25 protein-coding genes, 3 pseudogenes and 1 riboswitch are annotated in these 24685 nt (G+C 56.2%); of the genes and pseudogenes, 14 read left to right on the top strand and 14 right to left on the bottom strand.

What is annotated here, in order from left to right; all coding sequences use genetic code 11:
* Window positions 1-353: 353 nt before the first annotated feature.
* The gene (gene ribB, locus N7578_RS05470) at window positions 354-998 is read right to left on the bottom strand and encodes a 3,4-dihydroxy-2-butanone-4-phosphate synthase (protein ID WP_311109278.1); all 645 of its coding nucleotides are present in this window, start codon (window positions 996-998) and stop codon (window positions 354-356) included.
* 111 nt (window positions 999-1109) lie between these two features.
* Window positions 1110-1253, bottom strand: a riboswitch (FMN riboswitch).
* Window positions 1254-1351: 98 nt separating this feature from the next.
* On the bottom strand, window positions 1352-1516 hold the full coding sequence (locus N7578_RS05465; protein WP_311109277.1) for a hypothetical protein: 165 nt from the start codon (window positions 1514-1516) through the stop codon (window positions 1352-1354).
* A 655-nt stretch (window positions 1517-2171) separates the two neighbouring features.
* Here N7578_RS05465 and N7578_RS05460 point away from each other — a divergent pair.
* Window positions 2172-2492: a hypothetical protein gene (locus N7578_RS05460; protein ID WP_311109276.1), complete on the top strand. Its 321-nt coding sequence runs from the start codon at window positions 2172-2174 to the stop codon at window positions 2490-2492.
* Window positions 2493-2550: 58 nt separating this feature from the next.
* Here N7578_RS05460 and N7578_RS05455 read toward each other — a convergent pair whose 3' ends face one another.
* Entirely contained in the window at window positions 2551-2955 is a 405-nt protein-coding gene (locus N7578_RS05455) for a type II toxin-antitoxin system VapC family toxin (protein WP_311109275.1), read from the bottom strand.
* A complete protein-coding gene (locus tag N7578_RS05450; RefSeq protein WP_311109274.1) occupies window positions 2952-3185 on the bottom strand; it encodes an AbrB/MazE/SpoVT family DNA-binding domain-containing protein in 234 nt (77 codons plus the stop codon). Before N7578_RS05450 ends, N7578_RS05455 begins: the two co-directional genes overlap by 4 nt.
* 178 nt (window positions 3186-3363) lie before the next feature.
* Here N7578_RS05450 and N7578_RS05445 point away from each other — a divergent pair.
* Window positions 3364-3713, top strand: a pseudogene (locus N7578_RS05445) (antitoxin Xre/MbcA/ParS toxin-binding domain-containing protein).
* A gap of 3 nt (window positions 3714-3716) precedes the next feature.
* A pseudogene (locus N7578_RS05440) lies at window positions 3717-3797 on the top strand (RES domain-containing protein); the annotation flags it as partial.
* Between the two features lie 97 nt (window positions 3798-3894).
* Here N7578_RS05440 and N7578_RS05435 read toward each other — a convergent pair.
* Together N7578_RS05435 and N7578_RS05430 are read right to left on the bottom strand one after the other, a co-directional pair.
* Complete coding sequence (locus tag N7578_RS05435) at window positions 3895-5142, bottom strand: type II toxin-antitoxin system HipA family toxin (RefSeq protein WP_311109273.1); 1248 nt, start codon at window positions 5140-5142, stop codon at window positions 3895-3897.
* On the bottom strand, window positions 5132-5401 hold the full coding sequence (locus tag N7578_RS05430; protein ID WP_311109272.1) for a helix-turn-helix transcriptional regulator: 270 nt from the start codon (window positions 5399-5401) through the stop codon (window positions 5132-5134). Before N7578_RS05430 ends, N7578_RS05435 begins: the two co-directional genes overlap by 11 nt.
* 281 nt (window positions 5402-5682) lie before the next feature.
* Here N7578_RS05430 and N7578_RS05425 point away from each other — a divergent pair, with 281 nt between their 5' ends.
* A complete protein-coding gene (locus N7578_RS05425; RefSeq protein WP_311109271.1) occupies window positions 5683-6162 on the top strand; it encodes a BA14K family protein in 480 nt (159 codons plus the stop codon).
* 139 nt (window positions 6163-6301) lie between these two features.
* Here N7578_RS05425 and N7578_RS05420 read toward each other — a convergent pair whose 3' ends face one another.
* A complete protein-coding gene (locus N7578_RS05420; RefSeq protein ID WP_311109270.1) occupies window positions 6302-7051 on the bottom strand; it encodes a hypothetical protein in 750 nt (249 codons plus the stop codon).
* A gap of 206 nt (window positions 7052-7257) precedes the next feature.
* Here N7578_RS05420 and N7578_RS05415 point away from each other — a divergent pair, with 206 nt between their 5' ends.
* Window positions 7258-7485 (top strand): helix-turn-helix transcriptional regulator, encoded by a 228-nt coding sequence (locus tag N7578_RS05415; protein WP_311109269.1) that lies wholly within the window; start codon window positions 7258-7260, stop codon window positions 7483-7485.
* A gap of 68 nt (window positions 7486-7553) precedes the next feature.
* On the opposite strand, the gene N7578_RS05410 is transcribed toward N7578_RS05415, so the two are convergent.
* Entirely contained in the window at window positions 7554-8393 is an 840-nt protein-coding gene (locus N7578_RS05410; protein ID WP_311109268.1) for a GIY-YIG nuclease family protein, read from the bottom strand.
* A 161-nt stretch (window positions 8394-8554) separates the two neighbouring features.
* On the opposite strand from N7578_RS05410, the gene N7578_RS05405 reads away from it, so the two are divergent.
* The 4 genes from N7578_RS05405 to N7578_RS05390 all read left to right on the top strand — a co-directional run bounded on the left by N7578_RS05405 (window position 8555) and on the right by N7578_RS05390 (window position 11321).
* A complete protein-coding gene (locus N7578_RS05405; RefSeq protein ID WP_311109267.1) occupies window positions 8555-8938 on the top strand; it encodes an ester cyclase in 384 nt (127 codons plus the stop codon).
* 613 nt (window positions 8939-9551) lie between these two features.
* Window positions 9552-9782 carry a hypothetical protein gene (locus N7578_RS05400; RefSeq protein ID WP_311109266.1) on the top strand — a complete coding sequence of 77 codons (231 nt, stop codon included), beginning with the start codon at window positions 9552-9554 and terminating at the stop codon, window positions 9780-9782.
* Between the two features lie 457 nt (window positions 9783-10239).
* The gene (locus N7578_RS05395) at window positions 10240-10629 is read left to right on the top strand and encodes an antitoxin Xre-like helix-turn-helix domain-containing protein (RefSeq protein ID WP_311109265.1); all 390 of its coding nucleotides are present in this window, start codon (window positions 10240-10242) and stop codon (window positions 10627-10629) included.
* Window positions 10626-11321 carry an RES family NAD+ phosphorylase gene (locus N7578_RS05390; RefSeq protein WP_311109264.1) on the top strand — a complete coding sequence of 232 codons (696 nt, stop codon included), beginning with the start codon at window positions 10626-10628 and terminating at the stop codon, window positions 11319-11321. Before N7578_RS05395 ends, N7578_RS05390 begins: the two co-directional genes overlap by 4 nt.
* Window positions 11322-11504: 183 nt before the next feature.
* Here the strand turns inward: N7578_RS05390 and N7578_RS05385 are convergent, their stop codons facing one another.
* Window positions 11505-12251 (bottom strand): SDR family oxidoreductase, encoded by a 747-nt coding sequence (locus N7578_RS05385; protein ID WP_311109263.1) that lies wholly within the window; start codon window positions 12249-12251, stop codon window positions 11505-11507.
* Window positions 12252-12345: 94 nt separating this feature from the next.
* Between N7578_RS05385 and N7578_RS05380 the strand changes: the two genes are divergently transcribed.
* Both N7578_RS05380 and N7578_RS05375 read left to right on the top strand, forming a co-directional pair.
* On the top strand, window positions 12346-13275 hold the full coding sequence (locus tag N7578_RS05380) for an AraC family transcriptional regulator (protein ID WP_311110063.1): 930 nt from the start codon (window positions 12346-12348) through the stop codon (window positions 13273-13275).
* A gap of 368 nt (window positions 13276-13643) precedes the next feature.
* Complete coding sequence (locus tag N7578_RS05375; protein WP_311109262.1) at window positions 13644-14042, top strand: hypothetical protein; 399 nt, start codon at window positions 13644-13646, stop codon at window positions 14040-14042.
* A 400-nt stretch (window positions 14043-14442) separates the two neighbouring features.
* On the opposite strand, the gene N7578_RS05370 is transcribed toward N7578_RS05375, so the two are convergent.
* Complete coding sequence (locus tag N7578_RS05370; RefSeq protein ID WP_311109261.1) at window positions 14443-16023, bottom strand: type IV secretory system conjugative DNA transfer family protein; 1581 nt, start codon at window positions 16021-16023, stop codon at window positions 14443-14445.
* A 73-nt stretch (window positions 16024-16096) separates the two neighbouring features.
* Window positions 16097-16927, bottom strand: coding sequence for an NYN domain-containing protein (locus tag N7578_RS05365; protein WP_311109260.1), 831 nt, complete (start codon window positions 16925-16927; stop codon window positions 16097-16099).
* A 259-nt stretch (window positions 16928-17186) separates the two neighbouring features.
* Between N7578_RS05365 and traA the strand changes: the two genes are divergently transcribed.
* Together traA and N7578_RS05355 are read left to right on the top strand one after the other, a co-directional pair.
* Window positions 17187-20552, top strand: coding sequence for a Ti-type conjugative transfer relaxase TraA (traA, locus tag N7578_RS05360; protein ID WP_311109259.1), 3366 nt, complete (start codon window positions 17187-17189; stop codon window positions 20550-20552).
* Between the two features lie 73 nt (window positions 20553-20625).
* Window positions 20626-20881: pseudogene (locus N7578_RS05355) on the top strand (transposase); the annotation flags it as partial.
* 383 nt (window positions 20882-21264) lie between these two features.
* Here the strand turns inward: N7578_RS05355 and N7578_RS05350 are convergent.
* Both N7578_RS05350 and N7578_RS05345 read right to left on the bottom strand, forming a co-directional pair.
* On the bottom strand, window positions 21265-21699 hold the full coding sequence (locus N7578_RS05350) for a hypothetical protein (protein ID WP_311109258.1): 435 nt from the start codon (window positions 21697-21699) through the stop codon (window positions 21265-21267).
* A gap of 171 nt (window positions 21700-21870) precedes the next feature.
* The gene (locus N7578_RS05345; protein WP_311109257.1) at window positions 21871-22410 is read right to left on the bottom strand and encodes a hypothetical protein; all 540 of its coding nucleotides are present in this window, start codon (window positions 22408-22410) and stop codon (window positions 21871-21873) included.
* A gap of 442 nt (window positions 22411-22852) precedes the next feature.
* On the opposite strand from N7578_RS05345, the gene N7578_RS05340 reads away from it, so the two are divergent.
* On the top strand, window positions 22853-23185 hold the full coding sequence (locus N7578_RS05340; RefSeq protein ID WP_311109256.1) for a DUF3768 domain-containing protein: 333 nt from the start codon (window positions 22853-22855) through the stop codon (window positions 23183-23185).
* 49 nt (window positions 23186-23234) lie between these two features.
* Here N7578_RS05340 and N7578_RS05335 read toward each other — a convergent pair whose 3' ends face one another.
* Window positions 23235-24005, bottom strand: coding sequence for a hypothetical protein (locus N7578_RS05335; RefSeq protein WP_311109255.1), 771 nt, complete (start codon window positions 24003-24005; stop codon window positions 23235-23237).
* Window positions 24006-24685 lie beyond the last annotated feature (680 nt).

Genomic DNA, 24685 nt, shown 5'->3' with positions numbered 1-24685 from the left:
ATATTACGAAAGGAATCACACCCGTCCATCACAGGTGCGGCCAAAAGCGATAAGGAACGACAGTACTTGAGTATATTCCTGAAACTCGATGCACAGGCGTGTGCCTTCGACAAAGCCGTGGGCGGCAATCGTGGGCGACACACGAACCGCACCAAAGTCCAATAGGCTTATGGCGCGACACACCAATTCAGTGTCTGGCGGAACGCTCAGCGCCAGGGATGAAACAGAAACGGCCTTTCGCGCGGACTAAAGCTCGCAAGGAGCGCAAAGACAGGTCAGTAAAAGGTAATTCAAACAGTTTCGCGTCGCATCTCCGGCGGACCGGAACTGCGACGCGACGAAAATATCGAGACTCAAGCGGCGCTGAGTTCCGACTTGGCCGCGATATGCGCAGCCTCTTCGAGATAGGCAACAAGATCTTCGATCGTGATGACCAGCAGGCCGTGTTTTTCGGCAAAGACCTCGAGTTCCGGCAGCCTTGCCATCGTTCCATCGTCATTGGCGATTTCACAAATGACGCCACACAGCGACTTGCCAGCGAGGCGGCAAAGATCAATCGCTGCTTCCGTATGGCCGGGACGGCCGAGAACACCCTTCGGATTGGCGCGCAACGGGAAAATGTGGCCAGGACGGGCAAAATCCTCTGGACGGGATGCGGGATCCACAAGAGCCTTGACCGTCGCAGCGCGGTCTGCGGCGGAAATCCCGGTGGTCGTGCCGGGAAGATAGTCCACCGACACCGTGAAAGCGGTCTTCATTGACTCGGTATTGTTTGGAACCATAAGAGGCAGATCAAGTGCATCGAGACGCTCGTGATCCATGGACACGCAAATAAGACCACGGGCCTTGTTCATCATGAAAGCGATCTTCTCGGCGGTCGCATCTTCCGACGCAAAGATCAAATCACCTTCATTCTCGCGGTCCTGATCATCAACAACAACGACCATCTCACCGCGAGCGATTGCCTCTATGGCATCTTCAATTCTGGAAATCGGCATTTACAAGTCTTTCAAGGGTTAGGCCATCGAAGGCCGTTGAATCGGTTTTCACCGAAAAACTTTCCCTTGGGCGAACAAGCACGACAGGCAGCCTGGTGAAGGGCTGTCGCGATTTGCTCTCTTCCATCCGGACTATGACCGTCGGCTCCGGCATCTCACCGGATCTGCTGACCTCCCGTTGCCGGAAGCGCTCGCGGGCTCCGGGAAAACCCCGATACCGCCGGTGGGGAGTTTCGCCCCGCCCTGAGAACAGATGGAATATATTTCAAGATTTGCCCGAATTGCAACAGCCAATCGCGCCACGGAAGCACCCCGATCGGTGAAAAAATTTCAGAATTAAAATAAAAGCCGGTTTATTTTGCTATGAGGATTTCGATGCCGCGTTTCTCGAATTCCCTGGCGTCGCGGTCTGAAATCCCGTCATCGGTGATGAACGAATGGATGACATCGAGCGAGCCGAGCCGCGTGAAGGACGACCGGTTGATCTTGGTGGAATCGGCCACAAGATAGAATATCATGATATTGTTATTATGATCTGCCGCCAACAGAATCCCACCCCCTGTTTCAAGCCAATCTGCTGGCAATTCACACAATTATCCATCCGCATATCTGTATTCCCCTCATTAAAATCAACGTAAAATCATATACTTGATTGCGCAGGTAATTTGTCCACATCAAAATCGCAGATTCAAGCGATAATCACTTAGCGGAATGCTGGCCTTATGTTTATTTATATATTTTACTCCTCGTGGCGCATATAAATATATGTGTATTTAGCCCTGCTGCAGATCACCCTCTCCGAGCCAGGCCATCAAGCTCGCGACCGCGCCCTGACGCGGCAATCTTTGCTGGAAATAAAACCTAATGTAAAGTATATTTTATGTTATTTATATGTATTACCCAAGATGTAATCGGAAAATAATTCCACTCAAGCCTGAACCTAGCCGTGCAACATCAGTGCGTAGATAATCACAATGAATCTCGTGCTTTCAAAACCAGCACCAACATTCTGATGGTGAGCATAAACATAGCGACGAATTCACGATCGAAAAGCTAATCCTCGCGTCATCTCCTGATGCATCATCATCACAGCATCTCCCAAAAATCGGGGCATTAACGTCCCTATACACGTCTTCCGTTGACGCCTGCCGGTCGACCCTGCAACCTCATGTCATGACCCTGACCAACAGTTTCATTGCCGAACTTGTCCGCGACGCCAACAGGCTCGATCAGCTCGACAGCTATCAGAAGCGGCGCATGCTCGAACGGGCAGTCAAAACAATCCGCGACATGCGCGAAACAATCGGGATGCCATCAGGTCCAGGCCGTGACTGTCTAATAGACATCCACACCATTGCCCTCTTGATCGAACGCGGATGGCGCAGCGATACCGACATCCGAAACGCTCTCCTGCAGGCAGCAGGCATGATCCGGGACCTGCATATCATCCTCGACAGCAACACCGAAATCAGCTTCGTCAAACCTGCAAGCTGAACGCCTTTTTTCGCGGCCGAACCGGCGGCAAATCACAGACGCGGAAACCACCACACTCCTAGGGTTCGGGTGTGATCAGGGTGACCGTTGGAAAATAAGACCGATAACGAGCCACGTCTCGCGTCAGCAAAGGAAGGTTTTGTATTGCTGCATGAGCCCCGATAAAAAAGTCAGGTAAAACTCCGGTGCGGGTACCGCCGCCGCGGCGATATCTCGTAAAGACTTTGCCTGCCAAAAATAACGCAGTGCGCGGCAAAGGCGTGAGCTTCAATCCCGCCTGATCAACAAAAGCATCAAGCGCTTCTATCCGCGCATATCGAACAGAAAGCTCGGCGTAAACGATATCGTTAATGAACAGCGGACCGGAAACGCTTGCCAGTTCAAGTTGCTCGATTGACCAGTCCGCCCAAACCGGATCATCCGTCACAAGATCAAGAAGGACATTGGTATCGACAAGAGTCACTCGTCACCACGGGTTAGTGCCATGATTGCATCGGTATCGAGACCTTCACCAGCATGGCCGCGCAGTTTGGCAAAACGCGTAACTGGCTGCTGCTTGTCAGCTCTGACAAGTACAATCCGTCCATCGGGCGCCCGCACAAAATCGACAGAGCTCCCTGGTGAAATGCCAAGAAGCTCGCGTACGGCTTTTGGAATAGTGACCTGCCCTTTGGCCGTTACCGTGGTTGTCATCGCAAACTCCTGTAATACCGTTTCCATAGATGGTATTACTTTGCCACCAGAGTTTCAACCACCCAGCCACATAACGGGTGTTACGCCCTCAGAGACAGTTGCGGTCAGAGCCCAGCACCCGCGAAGTCATCATTCGCCACGTCTATATAAACGGCATTTCGACGAATAGAGGCAGATCATGGGCCTCGCCCAATACGCAGACGACGGACTGTTCACGCCACGCAAGATCGCAGATGCGTTTCGCACGACCAGCGAAGAGATTGCCCGCACTGTGGGGCTGGGAAAGATGCGATCCAACGCAGAGACCGTATTCGCTCCGACCGGACGCAACGGCGGTTACGCGAGATGGTCGAGATCATCAACAAAATAGAACCTCGCTACGGCTCTGCCCTGATGGCTTACGCCTGGTATCGCTCTGAGCCACTTGCCGGTTTTTCCGGTCAAACGGCGATGCAACTCGTTCGGAATGGTCGCGCCGAAGACGTCCTCGACTACATCGATGCTGTCGACGCTGGCGTGCACGCATAGACTATGCGCTATCACGGAAAACTGTATCGAGCGCTCAATCCAGTCTACGCCCGTGAACTGCTATCCGGCCGCGGTGTTGAACTCTAACCGTCGCTCCCAGCCGCCTGATCCTGATCCTGATCGACGATGAACGTCGCTTGTCGCGATAAAGCCCCCAACAGAGAGCGGACCGTGTCTCACCTCACTGGCTACGCATCTGCTCCTGAATTCGTCGGCACCGCTTTTGAACACTGTGGGTAATTTGCTCAAGAACCCTTGTCGGATCGCCGGCCAGGTCAACAATATGCCGTGCGACCTCGTTGCATGCGATGCTGACCGATTGCGCAAGTTCATCCACCCTTTTGAGCGTTGATGCGCCGCTCAGGCAGACAGCATCAGCCAGAGACTGCCAATCGGCACGCCGCAGCTCAGGTACCTGGAACCGACCGGCAATCCCCTGCGGCAAACTTTGATCGACCTGGCGATAGACGGCAGCGCACATCAGATCATAGAGTGGCGCCATCTTCGCCGACCCACCTGCGCCGATGAGGATCGAGTAATTCTTGGCATGCGAGTCCGAATTGCAGATCAGAAGGTTGAAGATCACCGCGTCGAGAAGTTTTAGCCGTTCGGCTGGCGAAACGAGATCGCTGACAGCGTCAAACATCATTTTAAGAGTCACGCCGCCACCCATCGCCGAGCGTTCGTATTTCTGCAACGGAAAATGACCGGTTAACTGGCAAAGATCTTCCTGGTGCAGCCTGCGGATCTCACCTTGAGGATCTGTGAAGCGATCGTAGCGCTTAACCAGCAGATAGCGTCGTTTACCGGCCACACCGATCGTCGCCTCGGCGGCATCCAGGCCACAAGCACGCGCAAGAGCAAGACAAAAGGCTTCGTTTTCCACGCTTCCCCCAGGTCGTTTCGTATCCGGCTTCAGGATATGCGTGGATGGCGTCCCCTCAACAGGAACTGAAATATCGCCATTCTCACCGACAAATACCGGCAACTTCTCCTGGACGCCCGCCAGTGACATCGAAACACCACGCTCTCCCACCAGAAAGGGCTTGGCAGGCAGTTCTTCGAGGATACGCTCCAGGGCCTGCTCATCCGGCACGGACTGGAGGTTGACGCCAGCCTTGCGCGGCTCGCCGATCGACAGTGCCCCGGCCGTGTCTCGTCCAATATGACCAAGCAGGCCGACAATGTCTTGCGGAGAAACCTTGAGCCGCTGGCCGATCTCGGCAAGATGTGTTTCCGGAAGCAGGTTGGCAAGCCACGGCAATAACCTCGAGCCGTCCACCGGCCCTGAGCGCAGCGGCATGGTGAGCGAAACCGGAAAGGCCAGGCGACGCGCCTCCCAAGTCAGATCATAGTCCAACCGCCACTCCCCCTCGAACGTCAGATGAGCGATCGGCAATGTCTCGTAGAAAATGGTATCAATCGGCACCGAACGTCGGCAGGAAGCTGAGGTCGTCGTCTGGCGCAGAGGGAGCAGCCCGAACAGTTTTGATATCGCCAATCTCCATGCCGACGGTGCGCGCAACGATTAGCGCCTTGTCGAGCTGACAGCTCGGCTTTCCGCCCTCAAGCTCAACGATGAAACGTTCGCCTGTTCCAGAACGAGTCGCCAGTTCGGCTTGCGTCCAACCAAGAGTTTTGCGTCTTTCCTTGATAGCAGCGCCGAAATCGCCTGCGGACCTAAACATCCATGACCTCCGCGTAAAAACTTACCGTACAGGAAGATTTACGGCAAATCAATGCATTGCTTCCCGATCGGTAAGCTACCGCCAAGAGTATGCCAAATCATCCTGATCGGGAAATTTTAAACCTGATGTGCCCTGTCCCGGCACTCGCCATAAAACATCAGTACATTCATCCGCGCGAGCGGGATTGATCAACGCAGCGATCAGCCATGCCCCGGAAACGTTTGTTCATACTGCGTTCAATCCCGGCCACCATAATGAGGCATCGCATGAAAGGATTGTTGATGAAAAAGATTCCAATCGTGCTGATGGCAGCGTTCACAGCTCTTTCTGGTGTTCTGCCAGTCAATGCAGCTCCTCTTTCTGCCGCGCCAAAACAGCCCGTCGTCCAGAGTGATGTCGATCAGGTTCAATATCGTCATGATAGACGTGGTGACCATCGCTGGGAGCGTGATCGCCGCCCGGACTTTCGCCGTCCACCGCCGCGCCATGGCTGGCACAATGGCCATCAGGGCTACCGTGACCGCCGGCCAGGCTACCGCCGCCACAGCGATGGCTGGTGGTACCCGCTGGCAGCATTCGGCGCCGGTGCCATCATTGGCGGAGCAATTGCAAATCAGCCAGCACCACCGCCTCCATCCTATGGTCGGGTCAGCCAGGCGCATGTGAACTGGTGCTCTTCCCGATACCGCACATACCGGGCGTATGACAACACCTACGCTCCTCGGGTCGGCGTTCGGGCACAGTGCATATCGCCATACTGATCTGATCTCGGCCGAACATCTTCGGTTCGCCCTCGACCCCGCCTGGAATACGGCGGGGTTTCTTATACCCAGGCATAAAATGGAAAGACGTCCGGGAAGGTTGTTGAAGCCAGTTCTCGCTTCCCATGAAACTGTCCGCTCATGCCGCGTGCGCTTCTCTGGCAAGTGGCTCTCCGGCGACACTCAACTCTCTTCCGGCAGCAATCATATCTGCGTCTGAAGGCAGATCTTCCTTGCGAGCGATTGGACGCAACCAGCGAATACGCGACTGCGGTTCGATGATGGACCATTGCGGCTGGATAAGCTGCCGCAGCATCTTGCGCAGATAAGGCCAGGGCATCTCCTGCCGCTTGAGTTCCGGGTCATACATCACCAGCATGCAGTGAAGCTTGGCGGCGAGATCGTGAATATAATAGGGCTGCAATGAAATCAGCACGCGTCCGGCTATTCCTGCGAAACGGGAGATATCCTGAGCTTCAGCCCTGGCCGCGCTGTAGCCGACCCGTTTGTCCATGGCATTCCATTGCCGCCTGCGCTGGCGCAACTGAGCCCTCACCTTTGCGGCCGCCTCGGCTCCAATGCACGGTGCAACCGCCCGGATCTCATCGAACGTGTCAATAACACGGGAGAAAGACGGATCGCCGTCGAAATTGATCGTCACGGAAGGACGGCCACCAGTCTCCTCCAGTAATTTCGCCTCAAGGTCCCGGCACTTGCGCTCCGCAGCCAGTTGCTGCTGGTGAAGGTCCCACCAACGCGGCCACAACTCTTTCGCATGCGTCGGGCCAGCAATCGTTCGCGACGGCAGTTCTTCCAGCAAAACCGGCAAAATACGTGCCGCAAGCGGAAGCAGATTGCGGCGGTTGATGACACTGGGAAGGTTCTCCACGAACCGGTCATTCGGGAATTCATTTACGCACGAAATTTTAGGTAAAGTTCTGCTATTCTCAGAATCAGCCATGATCCAAGCTCCAACTAGCTAGATTGTGGTTAGGCTGGACGAAGTGGTACCAACACTGAGTCCAGCCGCTTACAGCTTCGGAGGTTACGAGATTAGATGTCAACGAGCAAGAAAAATCACAACAGCGTAGCGAAATGAATGGCGTTCAATGCAAACTTGCTCGTGTAGCGCTCGGATGGGGTGTCCGCGAGCTGGCCAAAATTGCGGGCGTCTCGACACAGACCGTATCGCGGCTTGAACGTGGTGAGCCACTCAAGGACAATACGGTCGCGACGATCAAGTTGGTTTTTGAGGAATCTGGAATTGAGTTCCTGCCAGAGAACGAAAACGGATATGGGATCTGGGTCAACAACCGCAACTGAGAAGGTAGTGAAACAACCGAACTAACGAAATACCGTTTCGCCCCTCCACTTTGCCTGACGAAAGCGTACTAGTTGCACACCAGTACGATTGTATGTTCATCGAGCACAACGCCCTCGACTATCTCTCCCTCATCGAAGTGCGTCTGAAACCATCTGGCAATCCGGGAATTCTGGCCTACCACTCTGACAGCCCCGGTTCGATTGGCGCTCCGGTTGATCTTAGAAACGACCGTCGGGCTATCATCACTGAATTTGACCTGAATAGCTTCTCCATCCTTTCCGAGAAATCTGCTGGCATCGGCGCCGGGGTTGAGAATCCCCATTTTGTAATAAGTAGGTCCCAGCACGACAGAAAAAGACGCCAATATGCTACCCGTCTCGCGTGACGACAGATCGGCCTCGGTGATAGCCGAAGCGTCAAGCTCGGCCTCCTGTTCCTCCTCACGTTCTGCGTCTTCCGAGATCGCACGACCTTTATCCTTTCCGTTCCAGGGCGGGTCGAATTCGCGGATCAGGCTGTCCTCTAGTCCGGCAGCCAAATTGATTTCAAAATCCAAATATTGGAGATGCGTTATCGGCGTGAAAACAAAGATACGGACCATACCCCCATCCGCGATCGCCATCTTTATGTTGCGATGGCAACGTTGGTTCGTGGCTTGCGATCCACCAGGACGACAGTACCCGACATATCGCTTTCTGATTGAGCGGGCGGTCTTCCCAATGTAGAGAACTTGGTCTTCACGCACGAATGCGTATAGCGCGTTCGGTGCATCCAGCAGAATTCGATTTGAGACGGCGTTCTCACCGTCAAGCTCGTAAGTGATGAAATCGTCTTTCAGCCCCCATTTCCCAACATCTACGAAACCGAGATTCAGGAGAACCTCAGCGTTTACCTGCGAGCTTGTCATGCACCTTCAACTCCCCCTGAATTGACAACTTTTTGCTGAGAACAAACCGTCATGTCAACGCCATCAGGTTCGGGCAAAGCTATTCAACAAAACAATGGGAAGCCGTGTAACGATCAGCCGGCCTCGGCACTAAAACAGGATCCATCGATACGGAGAAACATATGCCGACACTTCAGGAAGTCTATCTTGCCTATCTCGACTGCCTCAACCGTCAGGCCTTCGATGAACTCGGCACATTCGTCGAGGATACCGTCGAACACAACGGACGACCATTCGGGCTGTCGGGCTATCGCGACATGCTAGTGAAAGACTTTGCCGACATTCCCGATCTGCGGTTTGAGGCAGAGATCCTTGTTAGCGACGCGAACAGGATTGCAGCCCGGCTCGAGTTCAATTGCACACCCAGGGCCACCTTCATGGACCTGCCCGTCAACGGTCGGCAGATACAGTTCTGCGAACACGTTTTCTACGAGTTTGAACACAGAAAAATCCGCAAGGTCTGGTCGGTGATCGACAAGGCCGCAATTGAATATCAGCTTGACTGATGGCCTGCAGCAGCCCGGCTGTTCTCATCTTGTCTTCCCTCTTCGACCAATTCCTCAAGCAGTCGACGATCGGCACCACGCAGCGTTATCCTCGACAACTGACGCTGCAGCAAATCGCGCAGCATCTGCACTCGGGGTTCTGTGATTGTTTTCCAAAGCTCGCTGATCACCTACGTGCCCAGCAGCCGACGAAGGCCAGTCCGTCAACGGGATCAACAGGTGGCCAGACTGATGAAGCTGGCTCATGGCCCTGCACTGGCCGAAAAGCAGGCCGTCACAGTCTGTCCTCGCCATCTGCCGGCAGGGAGTTGAAACAGCGCAAGAGCGCAGATCATCGCGATTATCCAGGAGAGCCGTGGAACCGTTCGCCCTTGCCCGCATTCATATGCCGGACGGACCTTTCCCCGCCGACCATCCGCCTTGCAGCCCCGGTGAGGTAGGCACAACTCGAACCCTCCCCGCCGGAGGGTTTCTTTTTGCCGGAATACCCACGTCCAGCAAAGCCGGCTTCGTCAACGTGATGCCGGCAGTTGCCTCACGGTTTGTTTCAGGGCATCATGAAACGGCAGTACCCGCTGCATATTCTTCATTTGCCAACCCAAAGGAGGACCAAATGGAAGGTGCACCCGTACGATTCAGAGCCATTGAGGACTGTGAGGCCTCAGGCACTCCCATCCCTGCCGGAGCATATTTCGGCAAGGAAAAACTCCGCACAGCAGACGATAATCCCACCGGACGGGCATTCCTCTACAGCCTCGAACTGGTGGAAAAGGGCACAAGCCTCGACGTCACGCCGCTGGTCGAACTCGGTAAAATTACCGTCGTCCGGCAAAGCGCTCTCTAGCAAGCCAGACATTGAGCTGAAGTAGAAACCCTCTGGCCCGGAGGGTTTCTTTTTGTGTCAGGTAGAGGAATGCGGTCGAGCTGCCGTGAGGCTGCAGGAGGAAAGGCGCTAGGCGCAGCAAAACTATTTCCTGTACTTCCGCGCGTTTTCCAAAGACAGTTACTTTCCCCGGCAGGAGGTTGCGAAACAGGCAGGAGAGCCCCACAGCCAGGGCTCATTCGAATTCGGTTGAAACATTTTCACGATCGCCTGGCCTCTCCAGCCCGAAGCTGGCGATTTGGCAGCACAGCTCGCCACCCCATTCCGGCAGAGCATGCGCGTTGCTCGTGCTCAGGACGCGATATGGAGGCAGGAGCCGAGGCTCTTGCAGTAAGAGCCACCTTCACGATCCAATACAGGCCAAATGATCTTTACTTTCAGATCATATGACCTATATTGCGAACATCAGGAGGCAACCATGGAAATCGCCGTCAAGCCCCGCAAACCCGCGGAACTCAATGCCGTTGCACTCAAGGCCTATGCCAAGGTCGCCGATGCGTGGTCGCTGAGCCTCAGGGAAGCTGCGGGCCTCGCCGACATGTCGGAGAGCACCTGGAAGCGGGCGCGTAAACCGGGGTTTACCGGCGAATTGACGAAAGACCAGTTGCTGCGTCTCAGCGCCGTGATCGGGATCTACAAGTCGCTCGAACTTTATTTCTCTGAGCAACTCTCCAGAAGCTGGTTCACGCGCCGGAACACGGGCCCGCTTTTCAGCGGCGCGCGGCCGATCGACACCGCCATTGATGGCGGCCTCCCGCAAATTCTGGCGATCCGAACCTATCTCGACGCGCTGCGGGGCGGCGCATGAAGAAAACCGAACTATCGGTTCGGGGACTGGTCCGCCTGCTGCCTGCGACCTACCACAAGCCGCCGGCGCTTCGCGGTCTGGTCGATAGCGACGAGGAACTGGAGGTTCTTGCCGAGATCGAGGGATTGACCAGCGCCCGGTTGCTCGCCGAGCGCGGACGCAATCCGCATCTCGATCCGCGGGAACTTGCCTGGCGGCGGCGCAACCGTGATCTCAGGATCTACGGTGATACCCACGTCAATGCTGCTTTCACCTATACGCGGGTAGGCGGCAATCGCTTCAACTCCGAAGATCGCGGTGCCTGGTACTGCGCCTGGGAGGTGATGGTATCGGTTGCGGAGGTCGCATGGCACAGGACCCGCGAGCTTCGTTTCACCGGCACATTCCATGACAGCGCCCGTTATGTCGAACTGATCTCCGACTTCATCGGAGAATTCGATGACCTGACCGATGAACCCGAACACGCCGCGCTCAATCCGGACCCGAAGGCTGGCTATATCGAGGGGCAGGAACTGGCCGCCCGGTTGCGAAGAGATGGAAGCCGCGGCCTCATTTATCCCTCCGTCCGTGCTCCCGGCGGAAACTGCCTGGTTTGTTTCGATCCGGGGGCTGTCCAGAGCGTCCGGCCGGGCGCGGCCTGGGATCTGATTTGGCAAGGCACGCCGGACTATTCGATCGTCGCCGTCACGTAGCGCGCGTAGCAGCAATGGCGGATGTCGGCCCCAAACGGTCATGGCCACAAAGCCCGGGAGCCGGTATACGTTGATCTTGGTACTGCGTCAGACAACCGACGATGAGGACGCTGCAACAAGCGGTCCAGGCGAAGGGCGGCAGAATGCTCCCTGATCTAGCCGCCGCTCCCTCCTGCTTCTCCATCAGCGCGCCTGAGCAAGGGCGACTGCGTCCGCTCCAGCAGGGAACCGAAGCTGGTTCCCGGTGTCGTGGACGGCCTGCCAAATGGCCTCTGCAACATCGCTTTCGGTGGTGGTCAGTGATGGATACGCAAACGCCTCGAGGAATGGCCGTGCGAATTCCCCATAGCCGCCGGGAAGGAGATCAGAGACGGGAACGATGGCATTCGCCCCAAAACGGGTGGTCGGTGCATAGCCCGGCTCAACGAGTTTCACGCGCACCCCGAAATGACCAAGCTCATGCGCCAGCGAAGCCGAGAAGCCCTCAATTGCCTGTTTAGTAGCGGTGTAGGCTGCTGCAAGTGGGAACTCTCCCAGGGCGACGCTTGATGTTACATTGATGATGGTTCCGGACCGACGCTCGCGCATCTGTGGGATGACCGCATGGCACATCGCCATGACGCCGATCGTGTTGGTCTCGAAAAGCTGCCGGATGAGGGACATTGGCATTGCCTCGAATGCACCAATTCCGCCAAGCCCAGCATTGTTGACCAGCACATCAATCGGACCCGCCTTTTCGACAAGGCTGGCGATGCTCTCGGGGCTGGTGACATCGAGCGGCAGCACGCGCAGCCCGTCAGTTTCGGGAAACAGCGACGGATCCGGACGCCGCATTGTCGCGAGAACGTTCCAACCCTGAGTGAGGAAGTGTCCGGTGGTGGCCTTGCCGTAGCCGGATGATGTACCGGTGATGAGGATGGTCTTTGTCATGTCAATCTCCCTGGTTGCGATCACAGAATGATAGACCGCAGCCTGGAGACGATCTATGGTCCAGACTCCAGGAAAGATTATGGATCGTCCAAATATGGATCCTCTTAGCGATATCATCACATTATTGCGGGCGCGAGCCGCGATAGCAAAGCCCATCTCCGGGCGAGGTCAATGGGGCGTTCGCTACAGAGCCTATCAGGCACCCGGGTTCACGCTCGTCCTAACTGGCGACGCATGGCTCACCTTGAGTGATCGAGAACCGTTCCGCATCTCCCAGGGCGATTTTCTTCTTTTGCCCACGACCCCAGCATTCTGCCTGTCAAACCAACCTGGAACTCCCTGCATTCCCGCTGAACCTCTGGCAGAAGCTGTTCGCCACGGCGAGCAACAAGGAAAGCCAGACTTTGAAGCGCTGGGCGGGAGCTTTTCTATCGAAAGTGTCAACGCGCCGCTGCTGCTCGCGCTGCTGCCAGATGCAATTCATATTCCCGCTTCGGCGGGGCGCGGGACGCGATTTGGCCGCTTGATCGAACTGTTATCTGAGGAATGTTTTGCCGAACATCCCGGCAAGGAACTTATCGTCCAGCGTTTGCTGGAGACGCTGCTGATAGAAGCACTGAGGTGGGACATTACCGGGATCACGATAGCCTCGGCGGGTGTGCTGAATGGACTGCGCGATCCCGCCATGGCCCGTGTCCTGCGTGCAATTCACGAGAACGTTCGTCGGAGGTGGACGGTAGCCGAACTTGCGGGGATAGCTGGCATGTCGCGATCGGGTTTTGCCGCGCGGTTCAATGAGACGCTCGGGTACGCGCCAATCGAATATCTTTCACACTGGCGCATCGCTCTTGCCAAGCAAGCCCTTCTGAGTGGTTCAAAGTCGCTCGACCGGATCGCCGATGAGATAGGTTACGAATCTGCGAGCGCCTTTAGCACAGCATTCAGCAAGAAGCTCGGCTGCTCCCCTGGCAGGTTCGCTAAAAGGCATGGGCTCAGTACCGGCACCAGCATGCGAGTGATCTAGCGACGCGACCCGATGAAGACCGCCGCCCTATATGGCCTCTTTTGACTGCTACTGGCGCATCGGCGTCCTGACGGCTTCGGGTCAAAACTGTTCATTCGTTTGTTCGGCTCGCGCTAAGTCCCCATTGAAGGTGACGATCAGATTGATGTGCTTGGTGGCTTATGGCTGCCATGTCGTGGCGACGGGAAGCCCGTTGGATCCTCTCGCTGACCTGCGGCGGCGGAGCAAACCATTCGCAGAAATGAATTGAAGCTTGATGCCCGACCCCATACACCCTGCTTGGCCAGGGTTTTTGATGCGTGCGATCGCCGCACGCTTGTCTCGGGAACCCGCATCAGGAAGACATGGAAGCTGACAGAGGAACGCAGATGTCGATCACAGTACAGAAAACAATCCCGGCTGCGCGTATGCAGCAGTTCCATCAGCTGGTCGATCGGTGGCTTGAGGAGGGTCCGATCAAGCTTGCAACCAGTGCCACGATAACCGCGATGGACAATGCCGGCATCCCGAAAGCCGAACAGGCAGCGATCATCGAGGACCGGGATATCATCATGAAACACAACATGCGCCTCGGTGTCATCAGCGAGGTATTCGCACCAGCCATCGAGAAAGCCGTGAATTCGTTGCGGTCGGGAAGCGAAGCCCAGGATGAGATCGCGCGGTTGATCGTGACCGCAATTGGCATCCGTCAGGGCGATGACAGCGAACTGGTCACGTTCACGTTCACCACGCAAAGTGAAGCTGACGCATTCGACACATTCATCTGAAGGCCGATACCTGTCACAATCTCCTCACAGCCCAGTTCGCTGAGCTTTCCTGCCAGCAACCCGGCTGTTGTGTGGACTTCAAACTGATGCGCAGGATGGGGTTGAATGGCATGATCGCCATTGCGGCGCCGGGCACAGGTTCTTCGCCGTCCTCTCGCCTTAAAAAACCAAACCCTGAAAAGGGGGCGTTTACCACCGCACCCTCCCTCTCCCTGCAACCGGAGAGCCGGTTCGGTCGAGGGCTGATCCGCAGCCCTCGTGGCGCATGTCGAAATGGACGGGCCGCGTAGACTGGAGATTTCCAGCCTGCGTGGCAGCGGCCGTTTCTGATCCTTCGCCACATCGTTGACTGAGCGGCACGGCACCCCGGCGTCCACCCGAACAGCGTCTTCGTTCTTCCTCAACCGGGATCAAACAGGCCCCTGAACTCCGGGTCGGCATGATACCGGAGTTTCGTTGCCCGGGCAGGTCTTTGCCCTTGTCTGAGCAGGATCATCGTGTCGTCAGGCAGCCGCATGATTTCGTCCGCATTGATCAGATCGCGTGCCGCCACGTGCTCCGATGACGAGACCTTGCCCTCGCTGAAGGAACGGGTGCGATAGTCCACATCCGTCTTGCCAATGGTGCGTGCCATCAGCTCTGCGGTGTCAATGTCGTTGACACCGAACACCTGCAGGATCGCCGCATTCGACAGAAAGGTATTGGCGCTTTTGCCATAGGTCGAACGCAACTGATGAATGTCCTGCAGGATGGGCCACAGCTGTACACCGTAACCCGCCATCAAGCCCATGGCCCGCTCGAGCGCAGTCAACCGTCCGAGTGCTGCAAACTCATCCAGCAGGAACAGAACCGGAGCACCTGAGGGTCCGCGCCGGTCGCGTGCAAACACCATCAGGCTTTGCGTGACCAGCAGCCGTAACCAGCGGGATCCCATCGAAAGCCGGTCCGGCGGCAGCACCAGAAACACGGATCCAACCCGGCTCTTCAGATCGGCAAACGCAAAGTCGGATCGTTGCATGACGGCTTTCATGCGCCGACTGTCGAGGAAGTGTGTGTGCCGCTGCGCCGATGACAGAACACCCGATGCCTCACGGTCCGATTTTCCAAGATGACGATTGGCGGCACGCGCAATCAGGCCATCGCATTCCCCCATCATCTGCATCTTTTCAAGAAGCTCTGCAAAAGCCTGAGGTGACCGGGTCAGGTAATCACGCAGTGTCGCCGGGTGCCGGGCGTGCGGCGGCTCCGTGACCATGATCATCAGGATCAGTCCGGCAATCAGTGCCTTCGCTTCCTCATTCCAGTGCACGTCACCCGTTGTGCCCGGTTCATCAAAAACCAGGGCGTCCGCGAGCATGCCTGCATCCTCGGCGATATCCGGATCGTTGGGATCAAGGTCGCTGAACGGATTAAAGGCAGAAGATGGGCATTCGCTCACACCAAAGGGATCCAGATAGTAGACCGGTCCAAAGCCGACCCTCGCACTTCCTGCTATCCTGGCGTTCTCTCCTTTCGGATCGACACAGATGATCGACCGGTCCACCATCAGCAGATTGGGAATGATGGTGCCGACACCCTTGCCGGTTCGGGTTGGCGCCATGGTGATCAGATGCGACGGTCCATCATAGCGCAGCAATGCCCGGCTGTCCGGATCACGCCCGACAATCAATCCGGTGCTGCCCTTCGCCTTCAGGACGTTGAGCTCTGCCGTCTTTGCCCAGCGCGCCGAACCGAACACTGATCGTGCCGTGTGTTCTGACAGGAAAGCTGCAAACAGTCCGCCGATCCCCAGAACGATCGGAAGACCGCGGGCGAAGGTCTCCACACCATGGCTGACAGCACCTTGCTCGATACCCGCCAGCATATGTACGGCATAATCGGCGAGCAGGAGAATTGCAGCAAACAGCAATCCGAGTGCAGCACTGATCACGGCAAGCACCGGTGCCCAGACGAGTGCCTTCAAAAGCTGGAACGGCGTCATGTCTGATCACCTGCGCTGTCCCATCGGCATGGATTTGCGTGCCTCAGGTTCGGCGGTAAGCAACGCAACGGGCTTACGCACCATGGCCTGCTCCATTGGATCGCAGAAGGGTTCTGTCCTGACGCAGTCGCACCCCGATATGTTCAACCGCATCGCCAGTGCGCCGCACATCAAGTACCGGACAGGCATCGGCAAGCCTGCTCAGTTTGGTAAAGCCATAATGGCGCATATCAAAGCCCGGTTCATGGAGCGCCAGATAAAGGCCGACCCTTGCCAGCGTCGCCCATCCATCATCATCGGCAGTAGCAACAACGGCAGCCTCGATCATTTCCAGAATCCTGTCTGGCATGCCGATCGCCAATGCCGGTACCGGCCAGAGGGACTGTCGCTCAACCGATGGCCTTATCTGGTCGAACTGCGTAAAGCTGCTGCAGGCGGCAATGAGCGATCGCGGGGTATGCCTTGCGCCAAAACCATGCACAGCCACCCCCTCCTCACGAATGCGCACGGCAAGTCTCGTGAAGTCGCTATCGCTTGTCGCGAGACAAAAGCCATCGAAGCGTCCCCGATGCAGAAGATCCATCGCATCGATGATCATGGCGAAGTCGGTGGCATTCTTACCCGACAGGGTGGCAAACTGCTGAACAGGCTGAATGGCGTGATCGGCCAGTTTGCTTTTCCAGCCGCGGTGACTGGCCTTTGTCCAGTCACCATAGATCCGCCGGACTGCAGCTGTCCCCAGACCCTCAATGGCGCCAAACAGCTCATCAGCAATCTTCGACGAAACATTGTCCCCATCGATCAGCACTGCCAGCACAGGTGTCGGTGCAGCCCTGTGCTGCCGGATCCGTGCTCTGCCGTCCGCTGAAACCTGCACCTTCCTGCGCGTCATCGCATCTGCCATTCCCGCCTCCATGAGCGCCGTTTCCATCCGGCAACCATGGTAGCGGGCATCGTTTCGAACCGCATACTGGTGAATCCTACAATAGAGCGATCCCACTGGGCCCGCTAAAACAGAAAGGACCAAGGGCGCACTTACGAGTTGCCCCGGCGAGTGCCCCGGAATGCGCTGGCCCCGGGGCTAATGCGGCGCCGGCGATCCGGCAGGCAACGGGGTGGGCAACGATCAGCCCACGCTCCTTCCTTTTGCGGTGGAGGCAGGCATGGCAATCTACCATTGCAGCATGAAGCCGGTCTCCCGCGGTGCCGGCAGGAGTGCGGTTGCGGCCATCGCCTATCGCTCCGCCAGCCGCATCATCAACGAACGCGAGAATGTGCTTTATGACTTCACCGCAAAACGCGGTGTCGCCCATTGCGAGATTGTCCTTCCCGACGGCATCGATGCCAGCTGGGCGCGCGATCGCTCTACGCTGTGGAATGCAGCCGAAGCCGCTGAGCGCCGCCTCGATGCCCGTGTCGCCCGCGAGTTCGAAATCGCTCTTCCCCATGAGCTGAATGACGCGCAGAGACTGTCGCTGACACGCGCTTTTGCAACCGATCTTGCCAACCGGTTTGGCACCGCTGTCGACTTCGCCATTCATGTCCCTGTCAATGTTAAACGCAACGTCCATGCCAGGGCGTCTGTCACCGTCTCTGACCGTGCCCTGCAAAGTGAAGGTGAGCACCATGAGAGGCACGACGCCCGCAATGTCCATGCCCATGTAATGATGACCACCCGTGTCATCACGGCAACCGGCTTTGCGGATAAATCGCTGATCGAGCGCGAGAACGGATGGCTACTGGCCAACGCACTCCCCACCTCGCACATGCAGATGCGCGAGGTCCGGCAGGTGCTGGCGGACCACATCAACCGCCATCTGCTGCAGGCCGGTTTCGACCGCCGCGTCGATCATCGTTCCCATCCCGATCGTGGCCTTGACCTCGAACCGACCGAACATGTCGGCGTGCACGCTTCGCAGATGAAGCAGCGGGGCATGGATGTCTCGAGATCTCGCATCGATGCCGCCGCCGCCCACCGAAACGCCGAGCTGATCCGGCGCCGCCCGGACCAGATCCTGTCGCTCATCACCGGCGAACGCAGCGTCTTCGACCGTCACCATATCGCCAGAACACTCAGCCGCTACATCACCGATACGGAAGCCTTCCATCGGGCCTTTGCCGCTGTCATGGCCTCACCGCAGCTGGTCGAACTGCAGGCCGAACAGAACGGTGAACTGGCGCGCTATTCCACCCGGGAGATGATCGAAACCGAACACCGCATGGCAGCGCTTGCCACCCATATGGCAAAGACCAGTCGCCACCCGGTCAGGGACGTCACAGTGGAACGTGCGATCGCACAGCAGAATGAACAACTGGGAGGCGCCGGTCTCAGCGACGAGCAGGAGGACGCCATCCGCCACATCAGCGGACCACAGCAGATTGCCGCGGTGATCGGCTTTGCCGGTGCCGGAAAGTCGACCATGCTGTCTGCCGCACGCCGTTCCTGGGAGTTGCAGGGTTACTGCGTTCACGGGGCAGCCCTTGCCGGCAAAGCCGCCGCTGGCCTGACCGCCTCCTCCGGCATTGCCTCACGCACGCTTGCCGCATGGGAGCTTGGCTGGACAAACGACAAAGGTATGCTGGGCGGTGACGACATTCTGGTCATCGACGAGGCCGGCATGATCGGCAGCAGACAGCTGGCGCGCTTCGTCAACGAGGCACAGACACGTGGTGCCAAACTTGTCCTGGTTGGTGATCACGAACAGCTGCAGGCGATCGGTGCGGGATCTCCGTTTCGCGCTCTTGTCGAGCGGATCGGTGCCGTCGAACTGACAGATATCCGTCGTCAGAAACAGGACTGGCAGCGCCTGGCATCCAGAGCCTTTGCCACCCATCGCACGGCAGACAGACTTTTCCATTACGCAGAGCGTGGTGCCATCATGTTCGCCGCAGACCGGGACGCGGCGACGGCTGATCTGGTGCGCGATTACGTTGCCGACCGGATTAACAATCCAGCAGGATCACGCCTTGCTCTTGCTCATCGTCGTGTCGATGTCCGGGCGATCAACGATGCGATCCGATCGGTATTGCAGGCGGAAGGACTGCTGGCAAAAGGAACGTCGCCGGCAAGTGACAGGATCAATATTGCCTCTCATCAAAATGCCCCGCACCCGAATAGTGAGATCATCTACGAAACCGTCAATGGTGCCCGTGCCTTTGCCGCCGGTGATCGCATGGTGCTGTTGCAGAACAACCGCGATCTCGGTGTCAAAAATGGCATGCTGGCAACGGTGGAAACCGTCGGGAAAAACGCCGTACACATCCGGCTCGATGGATCGTCAGGCACTCATGACGCCGGTCGGATCCTGTCCATTCCAGTTCGCGATTACCAGGCCTTCGATCATGGCTATGCCACCACCATTCACAAGGCACAGGGCGCAACGGTTGACCGGACCTTTCTCATGGCCTCCACCACCATGGATCGTCATCTCACCTATGTCGCCATGACACGGCATCGCCATCAGGCAACGCTCTATGCCGGTCGTGATCAACTGAAAGACATGAAGAACCTCACCGCCAGCATGAGCCGCTACGGCCTCAAGGAAACCACGCTCGATTATACAAATGCGTTCGCAGAGCGGCGCGGGCTTGGGGAGGATATGGGGCGGGTCGACGACGCAAAGGTCATTGTCGAGCAACCGCAACACGAGCTGCGTCAATCGACCGATGCAAAGAAGGATTATCGACTGACACACCATGCCGGGGTGGCTGGCGGGTTGCTGCAGTCGCGACCACCGATCGGTGAACACAACGACCTGCATCATCCCCATCAAAAAAATCCGCCCCCGCTTATTCCAGCCATCACCGACTATTATCGCAGCATTGACGAGGTAGCCCGTGACAGGGCCCTGCCGCATCTCGAGCGGGATATGCAGGTCGTCCGTTCCGTTGGTTCCAACGTCTATCTCGATCCGTTCGCCACTGCGGCGACACTCAGGAAACACATCATGGACGGCACGGCCGAGCCCGCCATTCTCGCCAGAGCCGTCAGGGAGCGTCCCGAACAGTTCGGGCCCCTGTGTGGCAGCGCCGGCATCTTCCGCGACAGCACGGAGCGCAAACAGGCCCTACACTCAGCCCGGGCATTGGGAAACCATGTCGAAGCCGCAGCCGACACGTGGGCAAGGCAGCTCACCCTCGCACGCGACACCGAAACCTGGGCGCGCGAAAAATGCGACGTGGTCGAAGTGCCGGGGATCTCGAAACGCAGCGAAGCCCTCCTCAAAGCCTTCGATGCCCTGCCCCACCAGGACAGGCCAGACGCCCTCAGGCAGATGGCAGGCTCGGAAGATGGTCAAAGAGCCCTGCAGGAAGCTGCCGCAGTGGTCCGCGCCCTTGAGCAGAGGTTCGGCAAAGCAGACCTGCGCAACATCGACACGCCAACACTCAGACTTGCGGCTGACACAGTTCACAACATTGAGCGGGTCAAAAACATTGCGGCTCTGGCGGAGAGACTACACCGCGCCGAGCTCGCACGTGAACACACGTTGTCTCGGAGCATCACGAAAGGGCTGGGATTATTGCTCTGATCCCCAAAAACTGGATCGTTCATTACTGGAATTTTCCGCGTTTAATTCCCGGCTGGGAACAGGAGCGGAAGCGATGAAGGCATCGAATTTTTCAGACGCCCAGAAGGCGTTCATTCTCAAGCAGGGCGATGACAGCGTGCCGGTTGCGGAGATTTGCCGCAAGGCGGGCAGACAGGCGACCTATTTCAATTGGCGCAAGAAGTATGCGGGCCTGTTGCCGGACGAGATGCGTCGTCTGAAAGCTTCGGAAGAAAAAAAACAGCCGCTTAAAGAAGGTTGTCGCCGATCTGACACTGGACCATGGGATGCTCCAGGACGTCATCCGCCGAAATGTATGGTCCGCCCTGTCATTGCAAGGATTTTAGGTTCCGGCGATAGCAGTTTGCGTAAATGTATCCGGCCTCTCGCGAGTGGACTGCTGTTGCAGCCAGGCCCTGATGAGATCCGCACATTCTGTTTCCAAACAGCTTCTTCGGGCACGAAGCCCGCTTTCAACCAGGATTTACAGAATGTCGATCAACTGACTCGGTTCGTAATGCGTAGGTCGATGGTTCGAATCCGTTCTCCAGCACCATGTTTTTCAATAGATTACAACCACTGCATCCCGTCGAACAGATTTCGTGTAACTTTCATGTAACAGAATAAAATCCCTCTTCGCAAGAACACAAAAGGCCCCGATGGGCCTTTTGCATCAAACAATCAAGCACTCAGATCATAGCCAAGAACAATCTACTCTGGCAGAAATTTCTATCGCCATTCCAGAGTATTTCATTGGATCAACGACGTCACTTAGTATTGAGTTTATGTAGCTGGTTCCTGGACCACCCGTGAAATCAAAATTTTCCTGTTCTGCAATAATTTCAAGATATTCGATTGTCCGCACGCCGTTCTGGACGGTAAAGGTAGCGTTTCTAATGCTATATCCTGTAGTACCCCAAACAAACGCACGAGTATCGTAGTCGTCGGACGTTATATCAATTGGATACGTTCTAATCGATGCGGTAGCGCTTTTACTGCCAAAGCCGTTCACGCCCATCAAAGCCGAGAGACTGTAAGACCCGTCGTCCAGAGAGATCGAATTGTCAAAAAAAGCCGAAACAATACTGAAATTGTTTGGCTTGATATATCTCCCCGGACCGTCAATCATGAATGCTTGCAATCCGACAGAAATATTGTCACCTGAGCTCGTACCCTCACGAATTCTCTCATCGTGACCGTTTAAATCATTAATAGGATCGAACGTCCCATAAAGAAATTTATATATAGCGTTTTGGATACTTAAATCGGTGTACGAATATACGGTAATTCTTGACTAAACCTAGTTGGAGTAAAAGTAATAAGCTCTGCGTTGGTCAGGAACGATTAGCAAAAACCCGTTGTTTTGCTGACCTACGAAGTTTCCTTTAGATGATAGCGCATTCTCAGATGCAGTAAGAATCTCAGGTGCGATGCTAAGGTCTATCTCGCGTTGCGACAGATATTCGCTAATTGATTCGAACGCTTTGGCATTGAAACGGGATTTCAGTAAAATTGGTGTTTCTCGCCATGAAAAATAATCGCGCGGCCATTCCTGATGAGGAGTCGCTGCTTTCTCGCATCTCAATCCCTCAAGAAAAGGCGTCCCACCTTTTTTGATTTGCTCTGAGTTACTTTCCGTAAGATCGAAGACCGCAAATATCGCAAAGAAGTCTCCGGGACCGCCAATGCCTGTATAATCAGAAACGGCAAACCCTGACCGCTCGACCTCAATCCCGCATGGGATGTTATGACGAAACCTGTCCGGATCAGGCAAAAAACCAATAAAGGCAGCGACACCCAATGCAAAAACAACAGAGAAAAACACAACTAAACGTTTCATTTCTCCATGACTAGTCACAAGCGCACACCAAAGCAAGTCACGCTTATCTGCGATTATAAAAAAACGTTTAATAATCTGATTTTAAATAATTATTTCTAATAATTAGCGTATTTTGTAGCATTAACACTCCAAATATTGCTTCGTTAATACAAAGGCCGCGGTTAGGCCCTGACGCTCTACCAAGGGTATCCTCAGCAACAAAATAAGCGGAGAGATCCTCACAGCCTGTTCGCTCAAGGGAGCCGAGTGGCGTTGCCCCTTCTCTCCCCCAAACAGGTCTTCCGCCCAGCTTCCTTCATTCCGCTGTGCTGCATTACGTGCAGCCGGTTCCCCGCGAATCCCTGTGGTCCCCTTCCAACCCCACCGCTCGCGCGGCTCCGGGAAGCAGGACGGGGGCCTGTTTCCCTGTCCTACGAAAGAAATCAGGACAAGGGATAAAACCATGACAACCACTCAAACCGACCGCATTCGCGAACTGAATGACATATTCCGTAGGACCGGGCTCACCGGTACCGTGCTTCTGACCTCCGGCATCCAGAACCTGCCGGATATCACCCAATCCCGCATCGTGGAGGCCGTACAAGGCTTTGACACGTTTACACCAGACAACGATCCGTACGGAGAGCATGATTTCGGCGCGGTGACCATTGATGGGTATAAGGTGTTCTGGAAAATCGACTACTACGACCCCACCAAGCAATACGGTTCGGAAGACCCAGCCAATCCCGCTGTCATCAAGCGGGTACTTACCATCATGCTGGCCGAGGAATACTAGACCGAAAAAGAAAGGCGTAGATGCCTACGCCTTCCTTTCCACATATCCGTCAAGCGGGCTGCTTAACCCCGTTCCAGAACGGTTCGGGGAAAATGTCGATGGGTGTCGCCCCGCATTTCGTGCAGTGCCACAGATTTTTGGCCATGGCATACCCATCATGCACGCCGTCGCAATGGAGGCAGTGCCACTCCGCCGACAATCCGCCTCCCAAAGGATGAAGCGCCCGTCCCTGCTTGTCCGGCATGGTCGAACGCCGTGGCCAATCGGCAGCAACCTCGGCATGCATCCGGCGCGCACGGATCATGAGCAATTGAGTGGCGTTTTCGATAAAGGCTGGCTCAAGTGCATCCACCGATTTGACACGCCCGCCCAAGCGCTTGAGCTCCGGCTTGGCTGAAGGTGCCTGATCAAGGCTGATCTCCCAGCCTTGCGAACCAAAGGCCACCTCGAACTCGTCTCCAGCCAAATAGAATTTATGGCCGTCAAGCTCGCCATAAATTTCATCAGCTTCCATCGGTTTTACATCGTCAGGAACCCAACGGGTAAAGGCGAGTCTGTCACCGAACACAGTGAAATCATTGCTCTGGTCGCGATTTGGGATTGCAGGTGTGTCTGCATAGACCGAAAGCAAATTCGGTAGATTGGCGAGTTGCTCGGGTGTAGGTCGCCAGCCCTGCTTATAGGCTTCGACCAGTCCGCGCCAATGAGGTTTCCCCAGTGCATGCGCGACAATTTCCAAGCCTTCTATGTGCTTGATGCAACGTATCTTAGCAATCTTCTTGGCGGTATATCTGAATGTGTTGAGAGTGTCGGTGGCCATAATGATCCATTCCTTGTTGAAAACGAATCCAACCGGGTGCCCACTGCCGACCAGACCCGTCCAATGGAACGGTATCAGTCATGGTAATCGAATATCGCACTGCAAAGCTTCGCGTGATGGGCACTCCGGCCTGTGCGTGAGGCCAAGCACATCCTGCCCGTGCAATGATTCTGAGTCAATAGGAGGATCAAGGCCCCTTTAGAGCCGGTGCTACCTAATCTAAGGGGCCAGTCCCTCCGCGCGCGGCAAGCACAATCCGCCCGTCCTAGGCTCCGCGCTACACTTGTGCGCCCGCACCAACCGGACGGATTCTTCTTGCCGCCTGCACACCCCATCTCGCCGATGGGCAAGGTTGCATGACCGCAACCCAACCGAGCGTAACTGGCTACTCTTCGAGGGCTATAGGCCCTGCCACTTGACCATCACCACCATCGCCCCCCCGCGCGCTGCCCCCTACCCGTTACAGAAACCGGCTACCGTTCGCATTTCACGGACCCAGAGTTCGAGCAGGCGGGCGGGCCGCTGGCCTTTGTCATCGCCGAACTTGATGCTGCGGCGAATTCCGCATTATGGCGAAAGCGCGAAGCAGAAAACCAGCAACTCTCCCTTTCCTAGGGAGAGCCTATGCAGCACGCGTTCGAATCGTGAGATTAAACCACGCCAAAGGGTCCGCGAACACC

The sequence above is a fragment of the Agrobacterium tumefaciens genome (assembly GCF_031801495.1).
GTDB classification, from domain to species: Bacteria; Pseudomonadota; Alphaproteobacteria; order Rhizobiales; family Rhizobiaceae; genus Agrobacterium; species Agrobacterium tumefaciens_K.
Note: the sequence above shows the minus strand (reverse complement) of the source record. Positions and strands in the feature narration are given on the sequence as shown.